Origin of the sequence: Mucilaginibacter gotjawali (assembly GCF_002355435.1) — a bacterium.
In the GTDB taxonomy this organism is placed as follows: domain Bacteria; phylum Bacteroidota; class Bacteroidia; order Sphingobacteriales; family Sphingobacteriaceae; genus Mucilaginibacter; species Mucilaginibacter gotjawali.
Genome location: NZ_AP017313.1, coordinates 2,798,606 through 2,824,143, shown reverse-complemented (window position 1 = coordinate 2,824,143; position 25,538 = coordinate 2,798,606). Strand labels below are relative to the sequence as shown.

The 25,538-nt window shown below is 42.3% G+C and carries 22 protein-coding genes; 11 read left to right on the top strand and 11 right to left on the bottom strand.

The features are described from left to right. Positions 1–144 precede the first annotated feature (144 nt). The gene (locus MgSA37_RS12590; protein WP_096352356.1) at positions 145–873 is read right to left on the bottom strand and encodes an NUDIX hydrolase; all 729 of its coding nucleotides are present in this window, start codon (positions 871–873) and stop codon (positions 145–147) included. 152 nt (positions 874–1,025) lie between these two features. Between MgSA37_RS12590 and MgSA37_RS12585 the strand changes: the two genes are divergently transcribed. The 3 genes from MgSA37_RS12585 (at position 1,026) to MgSA37_RS12575 (ending at position 4,219) form a co-directional block, all read left to right on the top strand. Continuing rightward, positions 1,026–2,594, top strand: coding sequence for a carboxylesterase/lipase family protein (locus MgSA37_RS12585; protein WP_096352355.1), 1,569 nt, complete (start codon positions 1,026–1,028; stop codon positions 2,592–2,594). A gap of 145 nt (positions 2,595–2,739) precedes the next feature. Beyond that, positions 2,740–3,522 carry a hypothetical protein gene (locus MgSA37_RS12580; protein WP_096352353.1) on the top strand — a complete coding sequence of 261 codons (783 nt, stop codon included), beginning with the start codon at positions 2,740–2,742 and terminating at the stop codon, positions 3,520–3,522. Between the two features lie 43 nt (positions 3,523–3,565). Then, positions 3,566–4,219, top strand: coding sequence for a hypothetical protein (locus MgSA37_RS12575; protein ID WP_096352352.1), 654 nt, complete (start codon positions 3,566–3,568; stop codon positions 4,217–4,219). Between the two features lie 31 nt (positions 4,220–4,250). Here the strand turns inward: MgSA37_RS12575 and MgSA37_RS12570 are convergent, their stop codons facing one another. After that, positions 4,251–5,249 carry a Gfo/Idh/MocA family protein gene (locus MgSA37_RS12570; protein ID WP_096352350.1) on the bottom strand — a complete coding sequence of 333 codons (999 nt, stop codon included), beginning with the start codon at positions 5,247–5,249 and terminating at the stop codon, positions 4,251–4,253. 150 nt (positions 5,250–5,399) lie between these two features. Between MgSA37_RS12570 and MgSA37_RS12565 the strand changes: the two genes are divergently transcribed. Then, on the top strand, positions 5,400–7,511 hold the full coding sequence (locus tag MgSA37_RS12565; protein WP_096352349.1) for a hypothetical protein: 2,112 nt from the start codon (positions 5,400–5,402) through the stop codon (positions 7,509–7,511). Positions 7,512–7,560: 49 nt separating this feature from the next. Here the strand turns inward: MgSA37_RS12565 and chrA are convergent, their stop codons facing one another. Beyond that, positions 7,561–8,760: a chromate efflux transporter gene (chrA, locus tag MgSA37_RS12560; RefSeq protein ID WP_096352347.1), complete on the bottom strand. Its 1,200-nt coding sequence runs from the start codon at positions 8,758–8,760 to the stop codon at positions 7,561–7,563. A gap of 88 nt (positions 8,761–8,848) precedes the next feature. Beyond that, positions 8,849–9,175 carry a tetratricopeptide repeat protein gene (locus MgSA37_RS12555; protein ID WP_096352345.1) on the bottom strand — a complete coding sequence of 109 codons (327 nt, stop codon included), beginning with the start codon at positions 9,173–9,175 and terminating at the stop codon, positions 8,849–8,851. Positions 9,176–9,284: 109 nt separating this feature from the next. Here MgSA37_RS12555 and MgSA37_RS12550 point away from each other — a divergent pair, with 109 nt between their 5' ends. The 7 genes from MgSA37_RS12550 to MgSA37_RS12530 all read left to right on the top strand — a co-directional run bounded on the left by MgSA37_RS12550 (position 9,285) and on the right by MgSA37_RS12530 (position 14,206). Next, complete coding sequence (locus tag MgSA37_RS12550; RefSeq protein ID WP_096352344.1) at positions 9,285–10,022, top strand: electron transfer flavoprotein subunit beta/FixA family protein; 738 nt, start codon at positions 9,285–9,287, stop codon at positions 10,020–10,022. A 33-nt stretch (positions 10,023–10,055) separates the two neighbouring features. Beyond that, positions 10,056–11,033 (top strand): electron transfer flavoprotein subunit alpha/FixB family protein, encoded by a 978-nt coding sequence (locus tag MgSA37_RS12545; protein WP_096352342.1) that lies wholly within the window; start codon positions 10,056–10,058, stop codon positions 11,031–11,033. Between the two features lie 28 nt (positions 11,034–11,061). Further along, positions 11,062–11,661 (top strand): bifunctional nuclease family protein, encoded by a 600-nt coding sequence (locus tag MgSA37_RS12540; protein WP_096357449.1) that lies wholly within the window; start codon positions 11,062–11,064, stop codon positions 11,659–11,661. A gap of 153 nt (positions 11,662–11,814) precedes the next feature. Further along, on the top strand, positions 11,815–12,123 hold the full coding sequence (locus MgSA37_RS29535) for an MFS transporter (RefSeq protein ID WP_317046641.1): 309 nt from the start codon (positions 11,815–11,817) through the stop codon (positions 12,121–12,123). After that, the gene (locus tag MgSA37_RS29530) at positions 12,120–12,413 is read left to right on the top strand and encodes an MFS transporter (RefSeq protein WP_394365398.1); all 294 of its coding nucleotides are present in this window, start codon (positions 12,120–12,122) and stop codon (positions 12,411–12,413) included. The genes MgSA37_RS29535 and MgSA37_RS29530 overlap by 4 nt, the downstream gene beginning before the upstream one ends. Next, positions 12,356–13,072 (top strand): MFS transporter, encoded by a 717-nt coding sequence (locus MgSA37_RS29525; RefSeq protein WP_317046639.1) that lies wholly within the window; start codon positions 12,356–12,358, stop codon positions 13,070–13,072. The genes MgSA37_RS29530 and MgSA37_RS29525 overlap by 58 nt, the downstream gene beginning before the upstream one ends. A 48-nt stretch (positions 13,073–13,120) precedes the next feature. Then, positions 13,121–14,206, top strand: a complete 1,086-nt coding sequence (locus tag MgSA37_RS12530; protein WP_096352341.1) for a DUF3667 domain-containing protein — start codon at positions 13,121–13,123, stop codon at positions 14,204–14,206. 40 nt (positions 14,207–14,246) lie between these two features. Here the strand turns inward: MgSA37_RS12530 and MgSA37_RS12525 are convergent, their stop codons facing one another. The 7 genes from MgSA37_RS12525 to MgSA37_RS12495 all read right to left on the bottom strand — a co-directional run bounded on the left by MgSA37_RS12525 (position 14,247) and on the right by MgSA37_RS12495 (position 25,495). Then, positions 14,247–15,293 carry a glycoside hydrolase family 53 protein gene (locus MgSA37_RS12525; RefSeq protein ID WP_096352339.1) on the bottom strand — a complete coding sequence of 349 codons (1,047 nt, stop codon included), beginning with the start codon at positions 15,291–15,293 and terminating at the stop codon, positions 14,247–14,249. A gap of 244 nt (positions 15,294–15,537) precedes the next feature. Then, on the bottom strand, positions 15,538–17,808 hold the full coding sequence (locus MgSA37_RS12520; RefSeq protein ID WP_096352338.1) for a glycoside hydrolase family 3 N-terminal domain-containing protein: 2,271 nt from the start codon (positions 17,806–17,808) through the stop codon (positions 15,538–15,540). Between the two features lie 60 nt (positions 17,809–17,868). Then, on the bottom strand, positions 17,869–19,659 hold the full coding sequence (locus tag MgSA37_RS12515; protein ID WP_096352336.1) for a glycoside hydrolase family 9 protein: 1,791 nt from the start codon (positions 19,657–19,659) through the stop codon (positions 17,869–17,871). Positions 19,660–19,848: 189 nt separating this feature from the next. Continuing rightward, the gene (locus MgSA37_RS12510; RefSeq protein WP_232010851.1) at positions 19,849–20,382 is read right to left on the bottom strand and encodes a porin family protein; all 534 of its coding nucleotides are present in this window, start codon (positions 20,380–20,382) and stop codon (positions 19,849–19,851) included. 275 nt (positions 20,383–20,657) lie between these two features. Next, positions 20,658–21,980 carry a TolC family protein gene (locus MgSA37_RS12505; protein ID WP_096352333.1) on the bottom strand — a complete coding sequence of 441 codons (1,323 nt, stop codon included), beginning with the start codon at positions 21,978–21,980 and terminating at the stop codon, positions 20,658–20,660. Positions 21,981–22,006: 26 nt separating this feature from the next. After that, positions 22,007–22,684 (bottom strand): ABC transporter ATP-binding protein, encoded by a 678-nt coding sequence (locus MgSA37_RS12500; protein WP_096352332.1) that lies wholly within the window; start codon positions 22,682–22,684, stop codon positions 22,007–22,009. A gap of 411 nt (positions 22,685–23,095) precedes the next feature. Next, positions 23,096–25,495, bottom strand: a complete 2,400-nt coding sequence (locus MgSA37_RS12495; RefSeq protein ID WP_096352330.1) for an ABC transporter permease — start codon at positions 25,493–25,495, stop codon at positions 23,096–23,098. Between the last annotated feature and the right edge of the window lie 43 nt (positions 25,496–25,538).

Genomic DNA, 25,538 nt, shown 5'->3' with positions numbered 1-25,538 from the left:
TAAAAATGATTTTTTTTAAATGAGTAAACAGTGCTGTTGTTAATATGTTTTGCATATAAATAAGTTTAAATATAAACTGCAGCACGTACTTTTTGCGCAGATGACTTATAATACCTGCGGCGTTATCATTTCAAACGTTAAAAATTATTCTCCAGTAACAAACCTATATAAATAAGGCGCCTTATGAGCCCCGCCTGAATATTTTTTTGCAACCCGCTCTAATATACACAAACTTAACATTTTACGCTGAAAAGCAGGGCGCAGCAGTTTTTTTGATAAAATGGTTTCGTATAATTTCTGCAATTCACCCATGGTAAAACTTTCCGGCAGCAAATTATACCCCACAACTTTATGATCAAGGTTTGCCCTGAGCACTTCAAGCGCTTTGGTAATAATTTTTGAATGATCCTGTATCAATTCCGGCATATTGTTCAGGTCGTACCAATTACAGCTATCAAAAATTGCAGCCGGCGTGGGTGTGGCCCTGGTAAAATCAACCAGGGCGTAATAACCAATAGAGATAAACCTTTGCAAAAGCCAATGGCTTTCAGAGGGCCTATTTCCATTTGCTTCCATTATGACTTTAAATGGTTGAGGGTCATAACGTGAATAATCACCAAACACATAAAATTGCTCCAGGTAAATATCATCAAGGCCCGTTCTTTCGGATGCAACTCTTCGTGCAGCATCGTGCAGATTTTCCTTTTCTCTGATGAAACCACCCGGCAGTGCAAAATAGTTCGTGTTTTTATATGCCGATAATAAAACCCTAAGCAGGTTATCATGAAATCCAAATATAACAGTGTCAATGGCTACATTTTTTATAAATCCAGTTCCGTTCTCATTTATTTCATCAGCCGGTTTATTGCTCATTGTAAAGTTTTTTCGGTAATTGTATTGCTAATATCAAAATTAGCAATTATTATTGTATCATTATGTTACAATAGCAATAATGAGATTTTATCAGCTATCGGATTTTATAACATATCCATCCAAAAACACTTCTTTAAACCATTATAAACAACATGAAATCAATAATTGCATTCCTCACTGCTCTGGTATTTTTCGCGCCGGCCTTTGCCCAGCAAAATTCGCAGGTTACCATCAGCAATGGGCAACTAACGGGTATTTATAATCCTTCTACCGGTATTAACAGTTACAAAGGCATTCCTTACGCGCTGCCGCCGGTTGGAAACCTGCGCTGGAAAGAACCGCAGCCACCGGCCAATTGGAATGGCGTATTAAAAGCCGATCATTTTAGCCATATGCCAATGCAGAAACACATCTTCAGTGATATGATCTTTCGTGCCGATACCATGAGCGAAGACTGCCTCTACCTGAATGTTTGGGCGCCTGCAACTCCGTCTGAAACCAAGCGGCCGGTATTGGTATATTTTTATGGTGGCGGATTTGTTGCCGGGGATGGCTCCGAATCACGATACGACGGAGAGAGCTTGGCACAAAAAGGAATAGTTACCGTTACCATAAGCTATCGTTTGGGCATTTTTGGATTCTTCGCGCATCCCGAACTTACTAAGGAATCCCCGCACAATGCATCGGGAAACTATGGATTGCTCGACCAGCATGCAGCGCTGCTTTGGGTAAAAGCCAATATTGCCGCATTTGGGGGTGATCCTGAAAAGGTCACTATTGCCGGCGAATCGGCAGGCTCATTTTCGGTTTGTGCCCAGGTGCTCTCACCTTTATCAAAAGGATTGTTTTCCGGAGCAATTGGTGAAAGTGGTGGTTTTGGAAAGATGAGCACTTTAACCAATGGCGAAAGCAGCGGCGCTGCATTTGCTAAAACCGCCGGCGCGGGATCGCTGGCAGAGCTCCGCGCACTGACCGCTTCGCAATTACTCGATTTGGCATCCAAGCCTGGTGCATGGAGATTCCCCAACCTGATTGACGGCTATTTTTTCACTAAACAACCTATTGAAACTTTGGAAGCCGGTGAAGAAATGCACGTACCGGTGATGGTTGGCTGGAATTCTGCAGAAGTGCCGTACCAGGCATTTACCGGTGGTGATATGCCCACACCTGAGAACTATGCGAAAAAGATTAAAGAGCGGTATGGGGCCGATTCCACTATGGTATTAAAACTTTTTCCGGGTAATACCCAGGATGAGGTGATCAAATCAGCTACTGCGCTGGCCAGTGATAATTTTATAGTTTATGGTACCTGGAAATGGGCCGATATGCAAGCTAAAACAAGTGGCAAACCTGTGTACCGTTATATTTTCTCGTGCCCGCGGCCGCCGGAAGTGGGTAAGACTACTGAAAACACAGGGAAGTTGCCTGCGCCTATGGTTGGCGCCTCACATGCTTCCGAAATTGAGTTTGCCCTGGGAAACTTAAGCTCCAATAAAACTTATGCCTGGACCCCGGACGATTATAAAGTTTCGGCAACCATGGAGGAATACTTCGCCAATTTTATAAAAACCGGCAACCCTAACGGAAAGATCGTACCGAAATGGAAACCAAATAGCAAGGGAAGCCCTGTTTACTATATGAACATAGATGTAAATACTCAGCTTGAACCGGAGACAGATGCCGACCGGTTTTTGTTTCTGGATAAATTAAATACCAGATAAGATTGTTAACAATTACCTGGTAATTGAAGAACCGCCTTTTGCTGGCGGTTTTTTTGTGGATAAAATTCATCCGGTTAACTATTTATTATTTAGGATTTAACAATAAATTCAAACCCAGGTTTGATATGTTTTACCCTAATTAATTATGTGGCCCTTTACTAAAAAAATCAGGCAAGCGGTATGCCCGCCTGTTGTTGCCTGCGATACCGTTTTGTGTATTCCCGGTATCTGGAAAGATGTTGAGGATATTGCCAATACCGTTTTCTCTGTAAACGAAGGCACTTACATGGTAGTTGGAGATCTGCTCATCCACCCGCAGGCCGCGCAATTTTACAAATTTGAAATAAAAGAGCAGGATGAAAACATGGCCGAATCATTCGAAAGATTGGGGAAGACTACGGGCATCACGACCGTCGGGTTAAGTAAAATCAGGAACCATAATTATGTCATCTACATTACCGGCAAAACCGGTAGCTTTAACGAGGCACACCAAATAGCGCTTGCCGGTGCCGCGATACTTAAAGCAGGCGGCCTTGGGATTCGGATAGATACTACAGGTAAAGCGTTTGAGCAGCAAAAATGGCTTAAATACCTCATCAATTTTGTTGAGGCTGACTTGTTTGAAATGTTTGTAACGAATTCATTCATTGACGAAAGAAATATTGTCTTCTCCCGCGGGATGCATAACCTGGGCCTGAAAGACATACTGGTTTGCGGCGAAGAACTTCAAAAGGCGGTGGACCTGATCAATGTGTTTGGGTATTACCAGGTTTTTGATAAGCCCGTCATCCATCAAAATGAATTTTTCCAGCCCGGTCTTCAATCTGCCCGGTATTTGATTACCGAAGAAATTAATCAGTTTTACAGCGACAACAAGCTGTTTAATAATCCTTTTGGTATGTGGAAGCTGCGGCGTTTCGCGCATTAAGAGGTATAGTTATATATACGATAATCAAAAACGAAACATTCAAATGGAGGAGATCAGGGAGACAGGCGGGGCAAGGATTGGAATGGCAAATGCCACCTGGCCTATGGCAACATTAATTGTTAACCGGCAAACTTTACAACTAAAGGCATCTATTATCGGAGACCTTGTTTTTAGACCTTCAGACATCACTAGTATTGAACCTTATACATTAATCCCGGTTTTAGGGCAGGGTATAAAAATCAATCATACGGTACCGGGATATAACGCCAAAGTGATTTTCTGGACTTTTGGAAGCCCTGAAACGTTGATCAGGAAAATAGAGCAAACTGGTTTTTTAGTAAATGCAAATCCCATTCCTGCCGACGTAGCTGTTAAAGTAGTAACTGCTCAGACCGGCGGCAGTTTCCCCGTGAAGAAATCAGCTGCAATCGCGGTCCTTTTGATTTGGAATATTTTGTTTTTGTACGATATAATAAGATTCTTTAACGGAGAGCATAAAAGATTTCCGCTGGGTATTGGCGCCCAATTAGCCCTGGCCTTTGTTTTCCTGATTTCCCTTCTGTTATTAATTAGCGTTCCGGTAAGAAACCTTATCCTAAAACCCGGGATGGAAATAAATGGCATCAAAAGCTTTCTCTTTTTGCTAATGCTGATCACAGTTATAATGTTTACTGCCATATCTATTTTTCCAAAATAAAAAACCGGCATTAAACGCCTGGCAGCAATCGTCACTTTGCATCATCCGCTGCATACCCGATTCCAGCAATCGCCCTTATTTTATCCAGCGTTTGCATTAGCAACAGCGTATCGGCAAAAGGTATTACCGGGCTTTCGGTTAAACCGATCCGCAAACAATCATTTACATGCCTGGCTTCATACTGGTAACCAAAACCCGGTTCTTTGTGCACAGGGATAACTTCAACACTGTCTGCCCGTTCTTTATAAAACTCAATAGTGGATGATGGTTCATAAAACCTTGAAGTAAGCCTGATCCTCCCCTCGCTGCCGCATATATCTGCTTCTGTTGCAAGGTTGGACGAAAAAGTTGAGAATAATTGCGCCATCGCCCCATTATGATAGCGAAAAAGAATGGCGCATTGTTCATCAACGCCGGTTGAAGCGGGTGTCATTACAGCGTCTACATGATCAGGCATACCCAATATGCTCATCGCCATAAAAACATTGTAAATGCCGATATCCATTACGGTACCACCGCCCAATTCAGGATCAAACAACCTGAGTGGGACTGGCGGCGTAGGTTTAAACCCAAAGTTGATCAATACCGATCTGATCTCGCCAAGCAGCCCCTGCCCTATCATTTCCTGCATTTTTAAGAAATGCGGATGAAACTTTGTCCACAAAGCTTCCATTAAAAACACCTTCTTTTCTTTCGCCAGGCTCATCATCAGTTCAGCCTGCCGGGCATTCATGGCAAAAGGTTTTTCGCATAACACCGCCTTGCCATTGTTTATACAAAGCAAAGTGTTTTCATAATGCAGGTTATGCGGCGTAGCAATGTAGATCACGTCCACTTCAGCGTTTCCGGCAAGTTCCTGGTAGCTGTCATGTGTGTATTTAACAGGGAAGTCTTTACTGAAATCTTCAGCAGATGCCTTTGATCGCGAGCCAACGGCTATTAATTCTGCCCCTTCAACCAATTTAAGATCAGAGGCGAATTTTCGCGCGATGCGCCCGGCACCCAAAATACCCCAGCGGATGGTTTTCATTCTTAAAGTTGATACAATTGAGATACAATACTAAGAAGTTAAATGTCATTAACAGCCTTCAGATAAATTTATTCTTGAATATTTGTTACAAATTATCATTGTTTGCGTATCCATATAAATATTACCTTAGCTTCATCTTAACCTCCAATTATGTTTAAACCGATACTCATTTCATCCGCGATATTTGTATGTTTCTTTTTTACCGCCAAGGCCCAAACGGATACCTCATCGTATAACCTTGGCCGCATTGATGTAAAAAAACAATTCACCCAAAGTATTACTATAAAAGGCAGCGACCTCGAAAGAATGCAGTTTAGCAACCTGGCCGAAGCCATAAACGTTTGGCTGTATGGCACTTATTCAAACGGATCGACGCTGGTGTATGTAGTTGACGGCAACATCATCACCGATGTTAACGCCTACAGTATTTTTGACGTGGACGAAATAACGCTGGTGCAAAACGCAATTGCACAGGTAAGCGGAGCCGGCCCGGCCCAGCAACTGGTGTTTATTAAATTAAAAACCAACCGGCCCGGCAAACAGGGCATTGAAGCTGCCGGGCAAAGCAGTTTGGTGAATATGGCTAACCACCCGCACTCCGCAGGTGCAAAATCCACCTCAAATTTATATCATCAATATTACCTGTCCGGCTATAAAAATTTTAATTCGGTACAGATGGGTATTTCTGCCGACTACCAGCACGATGTGATGCCGGTTTTAAAATCGAACTATTATAATTCAGTCGATCCTTTTCATTTTGACCGGTTTAAATTTAACGGGTATTTAAATGCCACTCTATGGAAAGGCACTAGTATAAATTTCGGAATAAATTATGTGCCGCACACCGACACCTACGCTGCCGATTATAATTATGCAAATACATCAGCGCTGGAAAATAACGTCATAAAAGGAGGCGCTGCTGAACACATGGCCGGCTCCAACATTTCTGTTGATAGTAAAATTATTCCGGGCTTAACCAACACGTTGTCCGGAGCCTATTCACACTACAATTATTTTGAAGCCGACTCCATAAACTTGTTAGTCGTTTCTTCAGGCAACCCTACTGAAAATGTAAAATCATTCCAGGGTTCATATAACAAAATTTCTAATTTTTTACTGAAGGATAATCTGATTTATCATAAAAAAGCTGGCAGCTTTGATTTTGAACCGGCACTTAATTTTTCATACAGGAAATATGATAATAAAGCTGTTGATTCAGCATCCTATTTGCAAACTTACGGCCAGGGCGGTATCCCCACTTATAACTTAAGCAAGCAAAGCGAACAATACACGGTTAAATTATACTTACTCACGCCGTCGTTAAATATCAGTTATAAAGACGTATTTAATTTGCAGGGCGGGTTCGTTAGCCTGTTAAATTCTGCTAAAGATTTTAATCCTGGTTATAAACTATCGAGGCTATTCCCGTTTTTGTCAACCTCAGTAGATGTTTTTAAACTGGCAGGGCTGAAGGATATCAGCCTGATGGTATTTGGCTCCTTTTCGCGCCAAAATAGTTTACTTGATGACCCTTACGCCACATTGGGGCAATCCGCCTCAAGTGTTTCATTAAACCAGGGGAACAATTTAAGTTATATCGGCTTTGGGAACCTGCCCATTTATCCAACAGCTAATTTTGATCCTTTAAAAGAACTGAATAATTACCAGGCAGGGTTAATATTAGGATTATCCAAAAATATCTCATTCAGCTACAACTTCCAGCAGAGCTACAGCCCGGGCCTTTTGCCGGAATATATCCCTTTTGGTATCAATGGTTACGAACTTGTTTATATTTATTATTATGCAAAAGAGGTTACTAACCGCATAGGACTAAATTATACTTTACGTGCAAGTGATTTTAGCTGGAGAACAGGACTAAATATTGCCCAGGAAAAATTTCAAATCTCCGACCCCAACGTTAATGCCGCTGCATATGCTTCCTATTTAAACACGGGGCACCGTTATAGTGGCGGTTTTACGAATCGCCTTACCTGTAAAAACCTATTTGCCGGCCTCGATCTGTTATACCAGTTGGGTCAGCGCCCTGTTACCCTGGTTGGGTTTGTTCCGGGGGCCGGTGTAACATCTCCGCATGTTAATTCCGTATCCCTTCAAAGCCTTTATTTTGGCTCACAGGTAAAAATAAACAAGGTAAAATACGCGGAAGCCTTCGCCAGTTTCCGCAACATCGCGCAAAATAATTCAGGGGATATTACTGACAACAGGAGGTTTTACGGGCTTGGGGTGAAGGTAGGATGGTAATCTGCTCTTTTTACAACCCTTACAACAACTAAAACACTTTACAACTACGTTAAAATATCAAGCCCAAAGCAATCCCGATGATGATGACCACCGGCGCTTTAATTTTAGTGTAATTGAGTAAAAGAAAAGTGCCCGCCATAATTAAATAGGCCAGCCAGTTCAATCCAAAGGGTTTAGTCAGCAATATTAAAGCTGTTGCCATAAAGCCAACCGCAACCGCGTTAATGCCGCTTAAGGAGTTTCGGATGCGGGTGATCTTTTTCAGGTCATCCCAAAAAGGAACTATAAATAAGATCAGGATTAACCCGGGCATATTTAAACCAATAACCGCTACCAGGCTACCTATTACCTGCCCTACAATTCCGTGACCTTTATTACCCATGGTCATACCTCCTAAAAATGAGGAAAATGAAAAGGTGGGCCCCGGTAAAACCTGCTGCAGCGCAAAGCCCGAAAGGAATTCGGAGTTACTGAGGTAGTGTTTAGCCTGCACAAACTCGGTATACATCAGCGGCACCAACACCTGCCCGCCGCCAAATACCAGAATGCCGTTGCGGTAAAAATTTTCAAATAAACGTATCGGTAAACTGATGGCAGATGTTTGCTTTACAATAGCACCCAACGCAGCAAACAATAATAAGATGCCGATAAAATAGGTTACTTTATTGGGGTTTACATTGGCAAACAATTTAACACGTAATTCACTTTCCTCCCGTGGCGTCTCCAGCGCCGAAGACACGATACCTCCCAGTAAGATCAGTATCGGAAAAGCGTAAGCATTTTGCAAAATCAGCGTCACGATCAGCGAGCCAATAGCCAGGGTGGCGCTCGTGCGGCTTTTTAAAAATTTATGGGCAAAAGTATAAGTTGCATAAGCCACAATGCCTACCGCTACCGGCTGTACAAAGCGCAAAACTTCGGTAAATTTAGCCTGCCCGGCAAACATTTTATAGCTGATGGCTGCCAGGCACATCACCGTAGCCGACGGGAAGATCCATATCAAAAACGTAATAATGGCCAGCCGCAGCCCTCCTACTTTCCATGCTATACCCACCAGGGTTTGGGTTGATGCAGGGCCGGGGAGCAATTGTGCCAATGCATTTAGTTCTATAAGTTCCTGTTCGGTAATATAACGCCGCCTTTCCACAAATTCTCGCAGCAAAACTGCAATATGTGCCTGCGGACCGCCAAAAGCCGTAAACGTATAAATGATTACATCACGAATAAATAGTAGCTGGCGTTTCTTCATTGGTTCATTAGTTCATTTGTTCACTGGTTCATTAGTGCAAAGTCCATTACCTTACATCAAGGCACCAATGAACTAATGAACCAATGAACTAATCGTCAAAGTCCATCAATTCATCATAAACCGCTCTTAATTCTGAGAAGGCATGGTTATCATTTTTTTCACGGGTTATCTTCATGCCCGTTTCATATATGCTTATCGCTTCTTGTTTTCGGCCCAGCGCTTCGTAAAGTTTACCTAAATGGTAATAAGTACCTGTATAGCCCGCATGATTTTTAACAAGGTCCTCATAAAATGCCAGGGCTTTATCCGTTTCATTCAGGCGTAAATATTCTGTTGCCAGCGCATATTTTAAAAACGGATCTTCCGGTTCGTTCTTTATAAATTCAAGCAACTTTTCTAATCTGTTCGTCTGCATTTTAAACTCTATCTTTTTTAACTAAATTTGCACAAACCTGATTGTACTTCATATTTATATTTGGTTACAGATCAAGGCCCGTCATACTTTTTAGAAACTGAATAACGCGATGAAGATACTGGTTTGCATAAGTAACGTCCCTGATACCACGACAAAAATAACTTTTAGCGAGAATAACACGCAATTTAATACTACGGGCGTGCAATTTATATTAAATCCATACGATGAGATTGCACTGGCAAGGGCTATTGAGTTAACTGAGGGCGGCAATGGATCAGTGACAGTGATCAATGTGGGCGAAGTGAATACCGAACCCACCGTCCGCAAAGCGCTGGCCATTGGTGCAACTGATGCTGTCCGGATCAACGCAAAACCGCACGACGCATGGTTTGTGGCTTACCAGGTAGCCCAATATGTTAAGGCTAACCCTTTTGATTTGATATTAACCGGTCGCGAATCGATAGACTATAACGGCGCAAAAGTTGGCGGAATGATTGCTGAGCTTTTAGATCTCCCTTCTGTTTCGATCATCAAAAAATTGGAAATTGAAGGAACTAATGTGACGGTTGAACGCGAAATTGAGGGCGGTAAAGAAGTATTGACCATGCCTCTGCCGATTGTTGCTGGCTGTGCCGAAGGTGTTGCTGAGCCCAAAATACCCAATATGCGGGGAATTATGTCGGCACGCACCAAGCCGCTTACAGTTGTTGAGCCTGTTGAGATAAAAACACATTCGGAAGTGATCAGCTATGAAACGCCTGCACCGCGCGGGCAGGTAAAACTTGTACCTGCAGATGAAGTTGCCAAATTGGTGGGGTTATTGCATGAAGAAGCAAGGGTAATTTAAAACATTTAATTAATACATTCTTATCTGATATATATGCCGGTTTTAGTTTATGCCGAGAACGCCGAGGGAAAATTCAAAAAATCAACTTTTGAGGCGATTTCTTATGCCCGGGCCATCGCCAACCAAAATAATACTACACTTACTGCAATTTCCATCGGTAATGCAGATGCTGCGGAATTGGCCGGTCTTGGTAAATACGGCGCTGAAAAGGTGCTGAATGTTTCCAACGATAAATTAAAAAACTTTGTAAACCAGGCCTATGCTGCTGTTGTTGCTGAAGCTGCAAAAAAAGAAGGCGCCGAAATTGTGGTATTATCCAACTCTTTTTCGGGCCGTGGACTGGCGCCGCGAATTGGCGTTAAACTGGAAGCTGGCGTAGCAGACGGCGCGGTTTCGCTGCCCGATCAGTCCAACGGAAAATTCATTATCAAAAGGTTAGCATTTTCAGGTAAGGCATATGCTTTGGTTGAATTAACATCCACCAATAAAGTAATTTCGCTCAGCCCCAATTCATATAAAGTTGTTGAAACCGGGTCGACCGCTGTGGTGGAGGATTTTAATCCTGAGGTTAAAGCATCTGATTTAACTACCATAATCAAAGAAATTGTACGCTCAACCGACAAAGTATCTTTACCGGATGCAGATATTGTTGTTTCGGGCGGAAGAGGGCTTAAAGGGCCCGAAAATTGGGGCATGATAGAAGAACTGGCCGGTTTGCTCGGCGCGGCACTCGCCTGCTCAAAACCGGTATCCGACTCGGGATGGCGGCCCCATAGCGAACATGTTGGACAAACTGGTATTGCTGTCAGTCCAAATTTGTATATTGCAATTGGAATTTCTGGCGCCATACAGCACCTTGCCGGTGTAAGTTCGTCCAAGGTAATTGTAGTGATCAATAAGGACGCTGATGCCCCATTTTTTAAAGTGGCAGATTATGGCATTGTTGGCGATGCGTTTGACATAGTGCCGAAGTTAATTGGGGCGATTAAAGAATATAAAGCATTAGCATAAAACAGGAATAGTAGTGATGGGTAACGACATGAAAAAAATAAAACTGGATATAGTTGGCTTATCATACAGCCAGACACAATCCGGTGCCTATGCTTTGGTTTTAGGCGAAATAAGCGGCCGCAGAAGACTGCCAATCATCATCGGTAGTTTTGAAGCACAGGCTATTGCGATAGAAATTGAAAAAATGACCCCCAGCAGGCCCCTCACACACGACCTGTTTAAAAGTTTTGCGAAAGCTTATCATATTACCGTACAGGAAATCATTATTTACAACCTTGTTGATGGTATATTCTATTCAAAACTGATCTGTTCTGACGGTAAAAAGGTAGTGGAAATAGATGCGCGCACCTCAGATGCCATTGCTGTGGCAGTAAGGTTTGATTGCCCTATTTACACCTACGAATTCATCCTTTCAACCGCAGGTATTGTAATTGAAGGCAATGATTTTGTTTACCTGGAAAATATCAACGAACCGCCGGAAGAAAAAACAACCGTCGGCCCTGCGGGCAGCTACAACTCGCTTAGCGTTGATGAACTAAAAACCAGGCTCCAGGAAGCGCTTTCTGAAGAATCATACGAAAAAGCGGCGAAGATCAGGGATGAATTAAACCGGAGGAAAGCATCGTAACAGAGGACAAAGATTGACTTGTAAATGCTTTTTTTGAACTTTTTAAAACTAATCTCTAATCTCCAGCCTCCAATCTCTATTTTATCCCGAAAAATCATTATTTTCCGGCTTTAAATATATTACTGACCATCTTTTTAAAAAAATTGGCCCCATATGAATATTAAGTTCCGCTTAATACTGATGAATTTTATGCAATTTTTTATCTGGGGAGCGTGGCTGATCACTATTGGTGCCTATTGGTTTCAAAACAAACACTGGTCAGGAGCGCAATTTGGCGCAATCTTCTCAACGATGGGCATTTCCGCAATATTTATGCCTGCCCTTACCGGTATTATTGCCGACCGGTATATTAACGCCGAGAAACTGTATGGCACTATGCATATTTTAGGTGCATTAACCTTATTTTGTATACCGCTGGTTACCAATCCTACTACTTTTTTTGGGTCATATTGCTTAATATGATCTTCTATATGCCAACGCTGTCGTTATCCATTACAGTTGCATACACCGCTTTAAAAAGTAAAAACATTAACGTTGTAAAAGCGTACCCGCCAATACGTTTTTGGGGTACTGTAGGCTTCATTATTGCCCTGTGGACAGTTAGCATCACCCATAACGAAACTTCCTCCAACCAGTTTTATATCGCATCAGCAATAGCTTTAACGCTCGGTATATTTTCATTTACACTTCCAAAATGCCCCCCCTTTATAAAAAGACAGGTGATAAATCATTGGTTAATTTACTGGGGTTAGATGCCTTTATTCTTTTTAAAACGCCAAAATTTGCTATTTTCTTTGCATTCTCCCTGCTTTTAGGTGCAGCATTGCAATTAACCAATGCTTACGGCGACACGTTTATCCAGGATTTTAAAAATATACCATCATACAAAGATCTTACGGCGGTTAAATACCCTGCTATCATCATGTCTATATCGCAGATCTCTGAAACGCTTTTCATTTTAGCCATACCTTTCTTTCTGCGTAAATTCGGGATCCGGTATGTAATGTTGTTTAGCATGCTGGCCTGGGTGTTACGTTTTGGCTTTTTTGCTTTTGGAGACCCGGCGGACGGGTTATGGATGATCGTTCTGTCATGTATCGTGTATGGGATGGCCTTTGATTTCTTTAATATTTCCGGCTCTTTATTTGTTGAAACACAAATATCGCCTGAAATAAGGGCAAGCGCACAAGGCCTTTTTATGATGATGGTAAACGGGTTTGGTGCGCTCTTTGGAAGCCTCAGCAGCGGGCTAATTATTGATAAATTTTTTACCCATGCTGATAAAAGTAAAGATTGGCATGGCATATGGCTCACCTTTGCGGCTTATGCTTTAGTTATAGCCATCATATTTCCGTTTGTGTTCAGAGATAAGCACGGTATTGAAGTTAAGCATGCGGCTGATTTAGCTTAAATTTACTACAAAATCGACCTTAAACAATTGAGTGAATAGTTAATCCCAATGAAAAAACATTACCGGCACGAAAATAACTGTTTGAATTGCGGCACCACGCTCGAAGGAAAATATTGCCATAACTGCGGGCAGGAAAACCTGGAGATAAAGGAAAGTTTCGGCCACATGATGAACCACGCCATCAGTGATTATTTTCATTTCGACCACCAGTTTTTTCATACGCTGAAACCGCTGCTCTTTAAGCCCGGCTTTCTAACTAATGAATATATGGCCGGCCGACGGGTGCAATACCTGCACCCGGTTAAGATGTACATTTTCATCAGCCTGGTTTATTTTTTGTTATTTTTTCAGCAAAAGGGAGGTGATGTAATTAAAGTTGATTTTAAAGAGATGACAACGGAGCAAATGAACGCCGCTGTAAAGCAAATTCAACAAAACCAGTACATTCCGGCAAAAGCAAAAAAGGAAGCCATCGACGACCTTTATAAAGACAATGGCTATAAAGTGATAAATAATAAGGTTGTTAAAGACACTTCAAAGATGGCGCGTGACCGGATCAAAAAGGAGAAAGCCGATCCCCATATGTTTGCTCCCACAGCAATTGATACGAGCTTTGAGCAATACACATTAAATCAGCATAAAATGCCTGCAGCAAAACGCGATGGCTGGTTTGAAAGATATTATAACCAAAAAGCTTACGCTATCAACAAGCAAAAAATAAATATAAAGGAGGTTGTTGAAGAGGGCTTAAAGCATAACTTCCCGAAAGTGATGTTTTTACTCCTGCCGCTGTTTGCGCTTATTTTAAGAATAACTTTTTACCGCAATAAGAAGTTTTATGTAGAACACCTGATCTATAGCTTCCATCTGCATTGTTTTATTTTCCTGTTCCTTACTATATTAATGATACTGAAGTTTATCATTCCCGAAAGCTGGGATGTGGTATCAGGCTGGCTGGCATTCGGCGCTGTAATAGCAATTACCTGGTATATTTATAAATCATTAAGGGTAGTATACCATCGCAGCAGATGGAGAACAATCACAAAGATGATCGGGATGTCATTAAGTTACTCGTTTGTGTTTTTTGTATGTTTTACCATATTTCTCATATTAACGATCGCTACTGCGGTATAAGATTATCCCAATTAAATATTTATAATCCCCGGTACAAACCTTAATTTCCACCAAAGGCATCCAATGCTTCGGTAGGTTTCCCGGTGCTGTCAAAAGCGCCTAAGCCGTAACCATTGTTGTAAGCTTCCGGTTCCCAGTAAAATACCCCCAGGCCGTTTCCACCGGATACAGCGTTTACTTTGGTGATGATATCTGTTAAAAACGCCCTGCAGTCTGATGCGTCCGAAGCCTGCATACCCACTTCAACCACCATACAGGGTGTTGAATACCTGGTTACCATATCGTTTATGTTTGCCAGGCACTGGGTATCCAGGGTGGTATAGTTTGTTGTTGAGGGATAAAGCGACATACCTATAATATCCCATGTGGCCCCGTTGGCTTTCAGCCCGTCAAACATCCAGCGAAACATGGTATTATCGTACCCGTTTGATATATGTACGATTACTTTGGTTGCAGCACTTACTGATTTAACTGCCTGGTACCCGCTTTTTATCAATGCGGCAAAATTTGTCATATGGGTTGATGCCCTGCCATCTTCCCAAAGCATGCCGTCATTGGTTTCGTTACCAATTTGTACCCAATCAGGCGTAATGCCGTTATTTTTTAATGTTGTCATCACGCTTGTAGTGTAGGTAGATAAGGTGGTTACCAAAGTTGGAAAATCCAATGAAGCCCAGGCAGCAGGTTTTGCCTGGTGGCCCGGATCGGCCCAAACATCGCTATAATGAAAGTCGATCATTATTTTCATCCCTGCATTTTTAGCACGGATTGCTTTGGCCACTACATCGGCGGTATTGCACCAGCCGTCGGAGGGGTTTACCCAGGCACGGAGCCTGATGGAGTTAAAGCCAAGGCTTTTCATTAAGGCAAAAAGCTCCTGCTGATTGCCGTTTTTATCATAGAATTTAACCCCTGTCGATTCAAACTGCGTAACCCAGCTGATATCGGCGCCTTTTGCAAATGAAGCAGATACCACAGGTGGTGTATAAGCGGGGGTTGGTGTGGGCGTAGGGGGCTCGCTTTTATTTGAACAGGATAAAACAGACAGCAACAAAACAAGACAATAAGCCGACAGCACTTTTTTCATATCAGAAATTTATAATTGGTATAACCCTAAGGGCTTTAACAAATATAAAGAGTTTTTTTAAAATAAAATGTTTGTTTGACATTTTTTATTTAGGCCCATTTCGTAGGAAGGTGCCCGGAAATAGAAAAAAGTGCTATCAATATTTTGTAAGTGACAAAATATTGACAGCACTCAATTTGTTAACTATCAACCATGTAGCGCTTTGTAGCAGGGTATAGCATGTGTAGCGCTACAATCAAGCATCTTAGAGTTTTCCTGCCCTATCAGGCACCAAATCAGATTTATAATTAAACGTTTGTACCTGGTCGCCTATCATTATTTTAAACTCGCCCGGTTCGGTTACGGTTTTGCTTAAATCGTTTACAAAAGCCAGGTCCTTAGCGGTGATTTTAAAGGTTACTGTTTTGGTCTCACCAGGTTGAAGGCTAACTTTATCAAAAGCTCTTAAGCGTTTAAAATCAGGGGCGATACTTGCGTAGGATTGGCTTGAGTACAATAAAACTGATTCTTTACCTTCGCGTTGCCCAGTGTTTTTTACATCTACGGTAACCGTTAATGTTTCATTTTCTGTCAATTCAGGCTTGCTGAGGTGCAGGTTGCTGTAGGCGAAAGTGGTATAACTTAAACCAAAACCAAATTCATATAAAGGGTTATAACCGTGACTATCGTCAGAATTGCCGTTCTCTAAGTTTTTACGGTAGTAGTTAACCAAAGCATTTGCAAAACGCGGATAGGTTACAGGCAGCCTGCCCGAAGGGTTGGCATCGCCAAACAGGATATTAGCCAGGGCATCCCCACCTTCATTGCCGTTAAAATAAGTCATTAACGTTGCATTTGAATGGCTTTCAGCTTCTGTTACAACACGGGGGCGGCCTTCTGCCAAAACCAGGATAACAGGCTTGCCGGTTTTCGCCAGTTCATTGGCCAGGTCGGTTTGTGCCCGGGGCAGGTTCAGGTCGTCAATATTACCAACGTTTTCGGTATAGGATAGCTCACCCAGGCAAAGTACAATCACGTCTGCATTTTTCGCAGCATTTACTACAGCGTTTACGTTCAGCAAGCTGTCAAAAGTGGCGCCGGGCTCATAGCTTACATTTTCTTGCCCTATTTTTTGCCGGATAGCTTTTAAAACAGTGTTTTTGTTTGCTGCAAAAACATCTGCCTGGTCGCCCTGCCAGGTATAACTCCAGCCGCCGTCCAGGGATCGCATGGTATTGGCCGTCGGGCCGGTTACCAGCACTTTCATATCTTTTTTTAGCGGAAGGATATTATTTTTGTTCTTCAACAAAGTAATGGCTTCCGTTGCTGCCTGCAGGCTCACGTTTTTAAACTCGTCAGAACCAAACTTTGGATAATCATCCGGGATGCCAACCGGGCGCTCAAATAACCCCAGTTCATATTTAACCTTCAGGATACGGTGAACAGCCTCATTAATCCGGCTCATGGGCACTTTACCTTCATGCACAAGTTCAATAAGGTAGTTATAAAAGCTATATTCATAAGGCACCATGCTCATATCCACGCCGGCGTTTACCGCAATCCTTACCGCGTCTTTCTGGGTTGCAGCAATGTGGTGGCGGTCGTGCAGGTATTCAATATCTCTCCAGTCGGTAACCGCGATGCCGTCAAAATGTAACTCTCCGCGTAAAACATCCGTCAGCATATAATGGCTGGCATGGATCGGAACGCCATTGATCTCGCCCGAATTGATCATCAGGGTCCTCGCTCCAGCCTTAACTGCTTCGGCAAATGGCGGTAAAAAGTATTCGCGCATATAACGGTCGGGGATCCAGGCCGGGGTACGGTCTTTGCCGCTTACCGGATCGCCGTAACCTAAATAATGCTTCATACAAGCCGCTACATGGAATTTATCGCTAATATCATTGCCCTGGTAGCCCTTAATGATGGAAGCGCCCATAGTTTTTATCAGATAAGGGTCTTCGCCAAAGGTTTCATAAATACGCGGCCAAAGCGGGCTTTTACCCAGATCTAATACTGGGGAGTAGTTCCAGGGAATATAGCTTGCACGGGTTTCATAAGCGGTGATGGTGCCCGCTTTATAGGCGATATCTTTGTTAAATGTAGCGGCCATCGCAATTTCCTGCGGGAAAAGCGTGCTGCCAACCGTGTAGGTTACCCCGTGGATGGCATCAATCCCATAAATAACCGGGATCTTCAACCGATCTTTACCTGCTTCTGCCTGGATAGCCGAAATCACTTCGTACCAATGTTTACGTTCGTAAGCATGGCCACTCACATTCAATATAGACCCCACATGATATTTTAAAATAGCCTCTTTTATTTTTGCAGGATCGATCTCATGCACACCGTTGGTGGTGGTTGAAACCACATCAGAGGTCACTTCGGTCATTTGCCCTACTTTTTCTTCAAGGGTCATTTTGGCAATCAGGGCATCTACCTTTTTGTCTGTTTCGCTACCTGTTTTTTGCGCTTGTGCCGAAAGGATAAGCAAATTCAAAAAAAGGAAAGCGGCGATCATAAATATCCGTTTCATAATTGGTTGGTTTGGATTGAGCAATAAAAATTTGTTATATATAAATTGGTTGATTTTTAATTATGGTTTCAGTTTACTTTGCAATGCTTCCAAGGCATTGGCAAGGTAGGCCAGCGGCGCATTCCAGTTAATAGCGATTTCATTTACTGCATAAGCCTGTTCATCATCAATATAAGCTTCATCCGGAACAATTGACGGTACTTTAATATGATCCTGCATGCCGGGATTTGGTCCGCCTGCCAGCAAACCGGGAATCGGTTCGGCAATTCCATCTGATGATGATGGCCTATGGTGGGGATGCATAGGTGTTTTACTCCCATAGCCGGTTACATAAGCGTAGCCGGTACCGTTCCGGCCTAAAATATAATCCAGATTAGCTAATGCAAAACGGAGATACTTAGGATCATTCGAAACCATATAGGCCTGTATTAACGCCACACCCTGGTTAGCCGCTACTGAATTGCTGCCCCAAATAAAGTTACGGGTTGATTTATCCATCACTGTTTCATAAGCAGTTTCATCTGCACCTTTAATCAAACTATCGGCAAAAGCCAGTAATCTTTTTTTCAATCCGGGCAATTCTTTTCTGACACCGGCGCTGGCTGTACGGGTATTTTTTAGCAAAGCATAATAACCCAATAATCTTACCTGGTTCCATGCGGGAAGAGGCATTTTCGCATCGGGCATCAAATTAATATCCTTTATAAAGCGTGCTTCGCGGGTTGTAACATACAATTCCGAAGCCGCCCATATAAATTCATCACTAAAATTCCAGTCGCCATAACCGCCCGTTGTAATTTGCGGGCCGAACTTTTGGTTCATTGCGTCCTGATTATAAATCACGTTAGGGTTTGCTACTGCCCACTCCCAGGCCTTATTAGCTGCGCTTATGCATGAGTCGGAAAGCCCAGGCAATTCTCCCGGAAATTTTACGAATATCCTGCTTGCCTGCGCCATTACGGCCGCAAAATCCAGCGTGGCCGCCGTACCTTTTTGCACCACGTATCGGGGAGCTATAGCTTTATCAGGCATTTCAAATTTATCAAATGCAGCATTGGTTAACTTGTGGTAAACACCACCATCGTTTGGGTCCTGCATGGTTAGCATCCAGCGCAGGTTCCACAAAACCTCATTCAACACATCCGGTATATGATTACCGCTTTCCGGGATATTCAGTTTAACAGTTTTTATATACGCTGGAAAATCCTCATACAATGAAAGTAACGTACTGGTGCTTATCCCGCTGTTTACGATGTATTTATTATAGTCGCCTGCGTCATACCAGCCGCGCGGCGATGAAATGACAGTTCCTGCAAGGCGTTTACCCGTTGCGGCTGACGGATGAACAATAACATTGGTATCCGGGTGACCTTCTGCCCTGTGCCATTTACCGGCATATTTTTCTTTAAGCGGAATAGAGGCCCTCATATAATAATACGCCTTAATGGAGGCATAGGCGACGCTTTTTAATACTGATTTGTTTATTTCGAACGGATAAGAATAGCCGATACCAGGTACAAATAGCACGTATTTGCCCGGTATTTGATAACTGCTAAAATCAGCAATCAACGTTTTATTCCCGGCAAAGTCAGGCTTTACCGACTGCTTTAATTCTCCACTAAAAACAGTTTTCTTTTCCGGAGTCTGGATATAAAAAACGCTGTCCCGGCCACCTAAAACAATAGCAATTTTGGGGGCATCGGGGTAAAAACCAATTTGGTTAAGCCTGATAGACGATGCGCCATTTTGAGCGACTTGCTGGGCTGATGATCTCTGAAAAAAACTGAGTATTGCCAGTAAAATTAAGAGGCAAGGATTTATACGGTATTTCGGCGAACAGGTACTACTCATATACAAAAGCAGGCAAACAGAAACCTGCCGATAAATATATGTGTATCCTTTACAATAAGTATAATACTAAATTGACACTTTGCCTGTAAAATATAATACAAAATAATCAGAACGAAAGCCAGCTTAATAATGCAAAAAGCCTGCTTTGCGGCAGGCTGTAGAGTATCAAAGATAACCAGACAACTCTCTTTACAGCTTCACTAAACTATAAGCCAAACTCAGGTTAAACAAACTGATCCTTGTTTGCCGGCCGTCGTAAGTTTGCTTGGTGATCCCGGCTTCATACCGCAAATCAACCGAAATCCTTTTAATATCCAAACCGGTGCCAAACTGCCATGCAAAATTCTGATCCTGGTAGTTAAGCGAGAAAACCTTACCGGCTGCTGAATCGAAGCTTTGATTTTTATCAATGGCAAAAGAAACTACCGGCCCGGTATAAAACCTGCCCCCAAGGCCTAATGCACCGAATTTACCGCCAAACAGCAAAGGCACATCAATACTGGTAAACTTCGCCCTGGTAACACCGCCGCTTGAGGAAGTAACATCAACATTTTTTGAAGTGAGGTACATTTCGGGTTGAAAATTAAAACCCACGGCGCCAAAACGGGTCCAAACGCCAACTAAATAGCCAGCACGGTTGCTGCCGCTAAACGTTTCGGATGCGGTTGAATTAAGGCTTGAAAGATTTGTCCCGGCTTTTAAGCCGATTTGGAATGCCGGCAAAATTTGGGCCGATGCAAGGCTGATAGTTGCCCCAAAAACAATGAGCGAAAGGATAATTTTTTCATAGGAGGTTATTTTAATAGCGTAAGAAGATAATACTAATAACTAAACACCCGGGGGAATATTATATTTTGTAGTATTTAATGTGTTCGCCACCCCTAAAAATTAGGAATCCGGCCCAGGCAAAAAGCAAGCTTAATGGTGGGCCGGACATCTTATTTTCTGTGATAAAATTAAATAATTATTTAATAATCCAAATCAATGTTGAAAATATTTTATTGGGTTAATTTGCCCTGGTAGTAGTCCAATATTTTGCTGTAAATAATGTAGTCATAGCGTGCGGCAATTAAGTTTAATTCAGCGGCGTCCATATTGCCTTTTGCTATCAAAAACAGATCTGATGTGATCACCCCTGCGTCAAACCGTATTTTCTGAACGCGGTAACTTTCGGCATACGCATTTGCTTCATCCTGCAATGCGCTGTAACGATTATACGCGGCCAGCATATTGCTCCAGGCGGTCTCCACACTTTGTTTCACCTGTACCTTCGTACCCTCTTCAATATATTCATAGTTCAACAAATTAAGTTTGGCAAGGGCTACTGCATTCTTTTTCACATGGTTAGTAAAAATCGGGATATTCAAGCCTATTTCAATATCAGTTCCGTAATTATTCCTGAACTGGCTATAGTAACTCTGCGTATTTAAGTTTGAATAATTTGTACCTATTCCGCCGGCCAAAAATAACGAAGGGTATAAAAGCCCCCTGGCATATTGCACTCCTTTTTCGGCGCTTTGGCGCATCAAAGTGGCGGCTTTTACTGTAGCAAGCTGCTGCAATGCAGTTTCATAAACCTGTTCTGCATTCACGTCCTTATCACCTACCAGGTCCTCCGCCGTTAGGGGCTGTAACTGCACATTTTTATTATATGGAATATTCATTAACTGGTACAAACTTAATTTGGCAGCATCCAATGAATTTTGGCCCTGTACAACGTTTACTTTGCTACCGGCATAGGCGCCTTTTAAATCAGAAAAGGTTGATGCCGTTGTATTTGCACCATAATTTTCTTTGGTGGCGGCAATGTCAAGATTTTCCTTTGCAACGGCCAGCTGGCTTTCATTCTGTTTTAATAATTCTTTCGCATCCAATACCATCAGGTAATTGGTTATCACATTTACGGTAACCAGGTCCTTTGCGGCCTGGTAAGCCATTTTTCCTGATTGATAGGCTAAAGAAGCTTGTTTGATCGCATTTTGAAGCGCAAGCCCGTTAAACACGGTAACATTGCCGCTTAAATTATAATTGTCAGAAGTTACTGATTGTGTAATGTAGGCATTGGTTACCGGGTTTAGGGCACGGCCGGAGGTAAGGTTACGGTTGGCGCCTCCACTAATGTACGGGATCAGATTTTCCTTGGCCTGGTTGAGACCAATATGTGCCTGTTCAGCAGTAACCGATGCCTGTTTCACGCTTAAATTATTCTTTATGGCAATTTCAAGACATTGCTGCAATGTTATTACGGTATCCTGTTGTGCATGCGCCAAAACACCGCCGGCTAAAAAAAGTAGTGTTAAATAATATTTACTAAATCGCATTTTATCGTGTTCTATTAATTTGTAGTTCAGAATTTTCTTGAGGATGATACTTTACCGTCAAGCAGATCAATGATACGCGACCCATATTCTGCATTTTTCTCAGAATGGGTTACTTGTATAATTGTTACGCCGTCTTCCTTGTTCAGTTTACGGAAAAGCGTCATGATCTCCTCACCCTGTTTGGAGTTCAGGTTGCCCGTCGGTTCATCGGCCAGTAATAATTTGGGTTTTGCTATCAATGCGCGGGCAATCCCTACCAGTTGTTGCTGACCGCCGGATAATTGTGCCGGAAAAAGGTCCTTTTTGCCGACGATTTGGAAACGATCGAGGATATCAGCAACCATCGCTTTACGTTCGCTGCTTTTATAATCCTGGTAAATTAGCGGGGTTTCAATGTTTTCGTAAACAGTAAGCTCATCAATTAAGTGATATGCCTGGAAAACAAAGCCGATATACTGTTTATATAAAGCTGACCGCTGTTTCTCTTTAAGTTGATGAACTGCATTACCAACAAAATAATGGTAACCGTCACTGGGCTCATCCAGCATCCCGATAACATTTAAAAGTGTTGATTTTCCCGAGCCCGAAGGGCCCATGATCGATATAAATTCGCCTTCATCAACCTCAAGGTTAATATCGTTTAGTACGAAGTTTTTATTTCCGCCAACCTGGTAATATTTTGATACGTGCTGTAATGATAACATGTGTTTTTAATTATTAAATGAGTGAATGATTGAATTATTGATTTTCAGTCTGATACTTTCTTTAAATTAATCCGACACCGAACATCCCTGCCTTCGGCAGGCAGGCAATATCCGAAGTTCTTTGAATTGCTAATTTATTAATAAGTATTTAACTATGATCAGTCGCCCCATCATTATAACACAGATGTATCAATAACATACCAAACTATTATATTTCTAATTATCAATTACTTACAAACAAAAGCCCTGTTAATTACTGTTCGCTAACGTGACAGGAAGCGTACGGTAATGATACAATTTGCCTGAATCAGAATTTATAGAATTATTGAATTATTGAATTATTGAATTTACAGAATCTTAAACAGTTTAATTCTTATAATCCAATAATTCTGTAAATCCTGATTGACTAACCTACTCGCTCCTCAAACTTTTAACCGGGTTGGCAACTGCGGCCTTAATGGATTGGAAACTAACAGTGCCAAAAGCAATGAGTAAGGAGACTGTGCCTGCTATCAAAAACACCCACCATTGAATGTTTATGCGATAAGCGTAATCCTGCAGCCAATGATGCACAGCAAACCAAGCCGCTGGCCATGCAAACAAGTTTGCAATTAAAACCAATGCGAGAAAATTTCCGGACAGCAATAGGGTTATATTTTGGACCGAAGCTCCCAAAACCTTCCGCACCCCTATCTCCTTTACCCTTTTTTCAGCAGAATGAGAAGCCAGGCCAAACAAACCCAAACAAGAAATAAAAATAGCCAGCCCGGCCAGAATGCCCACTATCTGGCTCACCTGGTTGTCGGCTCTGTAAACTTCATTAAAATGATCATCCAGGAATTGGTATTCAAAAGGATAATCCGGGTAAACGTTGTCCCATTTTGATTTAATGAAGGCCAGCGCTGCTGTGGTGTTATGGCCGTTTATCTTAACGGAGATATCCCTGAATCCGGAATGCGTTGCGCTCACTAAAAACATTGGCTCAATTTTATATTGCAGCGAATTAAAATTGAAATTTTTTACGATCCCGGTAATTGTCCCTAAGGAATCAAATCCAAACTTCTGGCCGACTAATGACGACAAAGGCTTTTTAGGAAAATCTTTTAGCAATTCTTTCGCCAATGCTTCATTAACAATATATTGCCGGTAGTCAGGCATTTTGTCGCGCGAGAAATCTTTACCCGCCGCCAATTTAATTTTATAAAGGTTAAGGTAGTTGGTGTCAACCACCAACAGGGTTGTACCTAAATCTTGTTTTGGCCCGAAGGAGGGCCTGAAGGTAACCCCGGTCTGGTCCAGATGACTGCCTAAAATATCCTGCGAAGCAGTTACTCCAGTAACCAGCGTGTTACCCGATAATTCACTCTTAAACAAATCGTATTTCTTTGTAGTGATCCCGTCCAGCGGGATGTTTACAATTTGATCGCGGTTATAACCCGGATCCTGTTCCTGCATAAACCTCAGCTGTTTTAATACAAATACCGTAGCTATCATCAGGAAAATTGCACTGGCAAATTGAGTAACAACCAGGATACTCCGCAATAAACCTTTGTTTTTACCCACCTGAACCGAGCCTTTTAAAACTCTTGATGCCTGGAATGATGACAAGTAAATAGCCGGGTAAATGCCTGAGACTATTCCAATAAAAATTGTTCCGCTAAGAACGGTCAGCAAAACCTCAATACTGCTGAACAAATGAAACGAGATATGCCTATCGCTCAGGCTATTGATATATGGCAATGCCAGTTCAACTAAAATAACAGCGAATATGAGCGCCAGCAAAGCAATTAAAACCGTTTCACCAAGGAACTGAAGGGCAAGCTGGAAGCGATAGGCTCCAATTGATTTGCGAATGCCTACTTCTTTAGCCCTTTCAGCAGAACGCGCCGTCGAGAGATTAATGAAATTAACGCAGGCTATTACCAAAACAATCAGCGCGATAACGGCAAACAGGTTGGTAGATTTTTTGTCGAATTTTTGGTAATTAATATAATCAAGGCCGATATCGGCGGAGCTGGCGTGTACATCTTTTAAAGGCAGGGTAAATAGTTTATAATATTTCCAGCCATCGCCTTTAAGGTGTCTTTTTAAATAGGCCGGGAATTTGGCATCCAGGGCTGCAGCATTTGTTCCGGGAGCCAGTTCGAAGAAGGTGTCGAGCCAGTTACCACCCCAATTGGTAAACATCCATGGTTGATAAATACTGCTGAATGAAAACAACGCATCGAATTGCAGTTGTGAGTTCCTCGGCACGTTGGCCAATACACCGGTTACGGCAAAAGTGGTGGTGTCATCACCGTAATGGGTAATGATCTTGCCTGTCGGGTCGGCATCGCCGAACAACTTTCTGGCAGTTTCTTCAGTAATTAATGCGCTATGGGGCTTTAACAACGCCGTTTTGCCCTCACCTTTTATCACTTTAAAATCAAACATATTAAGGAAGGTAGAATCAACAAAAAAAGCCTGTGGCAGGAAGATCTTTTTAGTGTTTTGAGTCAGCTGGTATTTATTCACCCAATGCACCCGGGTAAAGTTTTTTATTTCAGGAAATTCCTGTTTTATTGTGGGTCCCATCGGGAACATGGACAAGGCTACCTTTTGTGTGGCTCCCTGCGCTCCTATGGTTTGCACCTCGTTTAAGCGGTAAATGTTTTTTGTATGAAAATTATCGAAACTCTTTTCGTACGAAACAAATAACATGATCACAATACAGGCTGCCATTCCAACAGAAAGGCCGATAATATTAATGCCCGAAAAAACCTTGTTTTTCCAGATGTTGCGCCAGGCGATTTTTAAATAGTTCTTTATCATGGGACTAATTATTGAGCCTGCCTGCCGGCAGGCGGTTTAGTGA

What these genes read in the sequence shown, in the direction of transcription:
- MgSA37_RS12505 (WP_096352333.1), bottom strand. Translation starts at nt 21,980, where the DNA reads ATGCGATTTAGTAAATATTATTTAACACTACTTTTTTTAGCCGGCGGT.
- MgSA37_RS12590 (WP_096352356.1), bottom strand. Translation starts at nt 873, where the DNA reads ATGAGCAATAAACCGGCTGATGAAATAAATGAGAACGGAACTGGATTT.
- MgSA37_RS12525 (WP_096352339.1), bottom strand. Translation starts at nt 15,293, where the DNA reads ATGAAAAAAGTGCTGTCGGCTTATTGTCTTGTTTTGTTGCTGTCTGTT.
- MgSA37_RS12565 (WP_096352349.1), top strand. Translation starts at nt 5,400, where the DNA reads ATGTTTAAACCGATACTCATTTCATCCGCGATATTTGTATGTTTCTTT.
- MgSA37_RS29530 (WP_394365398.1), top strand. Translation starts at nt 12,120, where the DNA reads ATGATCTTCTATATGCCAACGCTGTCGTTATCCATTACAGTTGCATAC.
- MgSA37_RS12585 (WP_096352355.1), top strand. Translation starts at nt 1,026, where the DNA reads ATGAAATCAATAATTGCATTCCTCACTGCTCTGGTATTTTTCGCGCCG.
- MgSA37_RS29525 (WP_317046639.1), top strand. Translation starts at nt 12,356, where the DNA reads ATGCCCCCCCTTTATAAAAAGACAGGTGATAAATCATTGGTTAATTTA.
- MgSA37_RS12530 (WP_096352341.1), top strand. Translation starts at nt 13,121, where the DNA reads ATGAAAAAACATTACCGGCACGAAAATAACTGTTTGAATTGCGGCACC.
- MgSA37_RS12580 (WP_096352353.1), top strand. Translation starts at nt 2,740, where the DNA reads ATGTGGCCCTTTACTAAAAAAATCAGGCAAGCGGTATGCCCGCCTGTT.
- MgSA37_RS12495 (WP_096352330.1), bottom strand. Translation starts at nt 25,495, where the DNA reads ATGATAAAGAACTATTTAAAAATCGCCTGGCGCAACATCTGGAAAAAC.
- MgSA37_RS12500 (WP_096352332.1), bottom strand. Translation starts at nt 22,684, where the DNA reads ATGTTATCATTACAGCACGTATCAAAATATTACCAGGTTGGCGGAAAT.
- MgSA37_RS12515 (WP_096352336.1), bottom strand. Translation starts at nt 19,659, where the DNA reads ATGAGTAGTACCTGTTCGCCGAAATACCGTATAAATCCTTGCCTCTTA.
- MgSA37_RS29535 (WP_317046641.1), top strand. Translation starts at nt 11,815, where the DNA reads ATGAATATTAAGTTCCGCTTAATACTGATGAATTTTATGCAATTTTTT.
- chrA (WP_096352347.1), bottom strand. Translation starts at nt 8,760, where the DNA reads ATGAAGAAACGCCAGCTACTATTTATTCGTGATGTAATCATTTATACG.
- MgSA37_RS12520 (WP_096352338.1), bottom strand. Translation starts at nt 17,808, where the DNA reads ATGAAACGGATATTTATGATCGCCGCTTTCCTTTTTTTGAATTTGCTT.
- MgSA37_RS12570 (WP_096352350.1), bottom strand. Translation starts at nt 5,249, where the DNA reads ATGAAAACCATCCGCTGGGGTATTTTGGGTGCCGGGCGCATCGCGCGA.
- MgSA37_RS12575 (WP_096352352.1), top strand. Translation starts at nt 3,566, where the DNA reads ATGGAGGAGATCAGGGAGACAGGCGGGGCAAGGATTGGAATGGCAAAT.
- MgSA37_RS12550 (WP_096352344.1), top strand. Translation starts at nt 9,285, where the DNA reads ATGAAGATACTGGTTTGCATAAGTAACGTCCCTGATACCACGACAAAA.
- MgSA37_RS12555 (WP_096352345.1), bottom strand. Translation starts at nt 9,175, where the DNA reads ATGCAGACGAACAGATTAGAAAAGTTGCTTGAATTTATAAAGAACGAA.
- MgSA37_RS12540 (WP_096357449.1), top strand. Translation starts at nt 11,062, where the DNA reads ATGAAAAAAATAAAACTGGATATAGTTGGCTTATCATACAGCCAGACA.
- MgSA37_RS12545 (WP_096352342.1), top strand. Translation starts at nt 10,056, where the DNA reads ATGCCGGTTTTAGTTTATGCCGAGAACGCCGAGGGAAAATTCAAAAAA.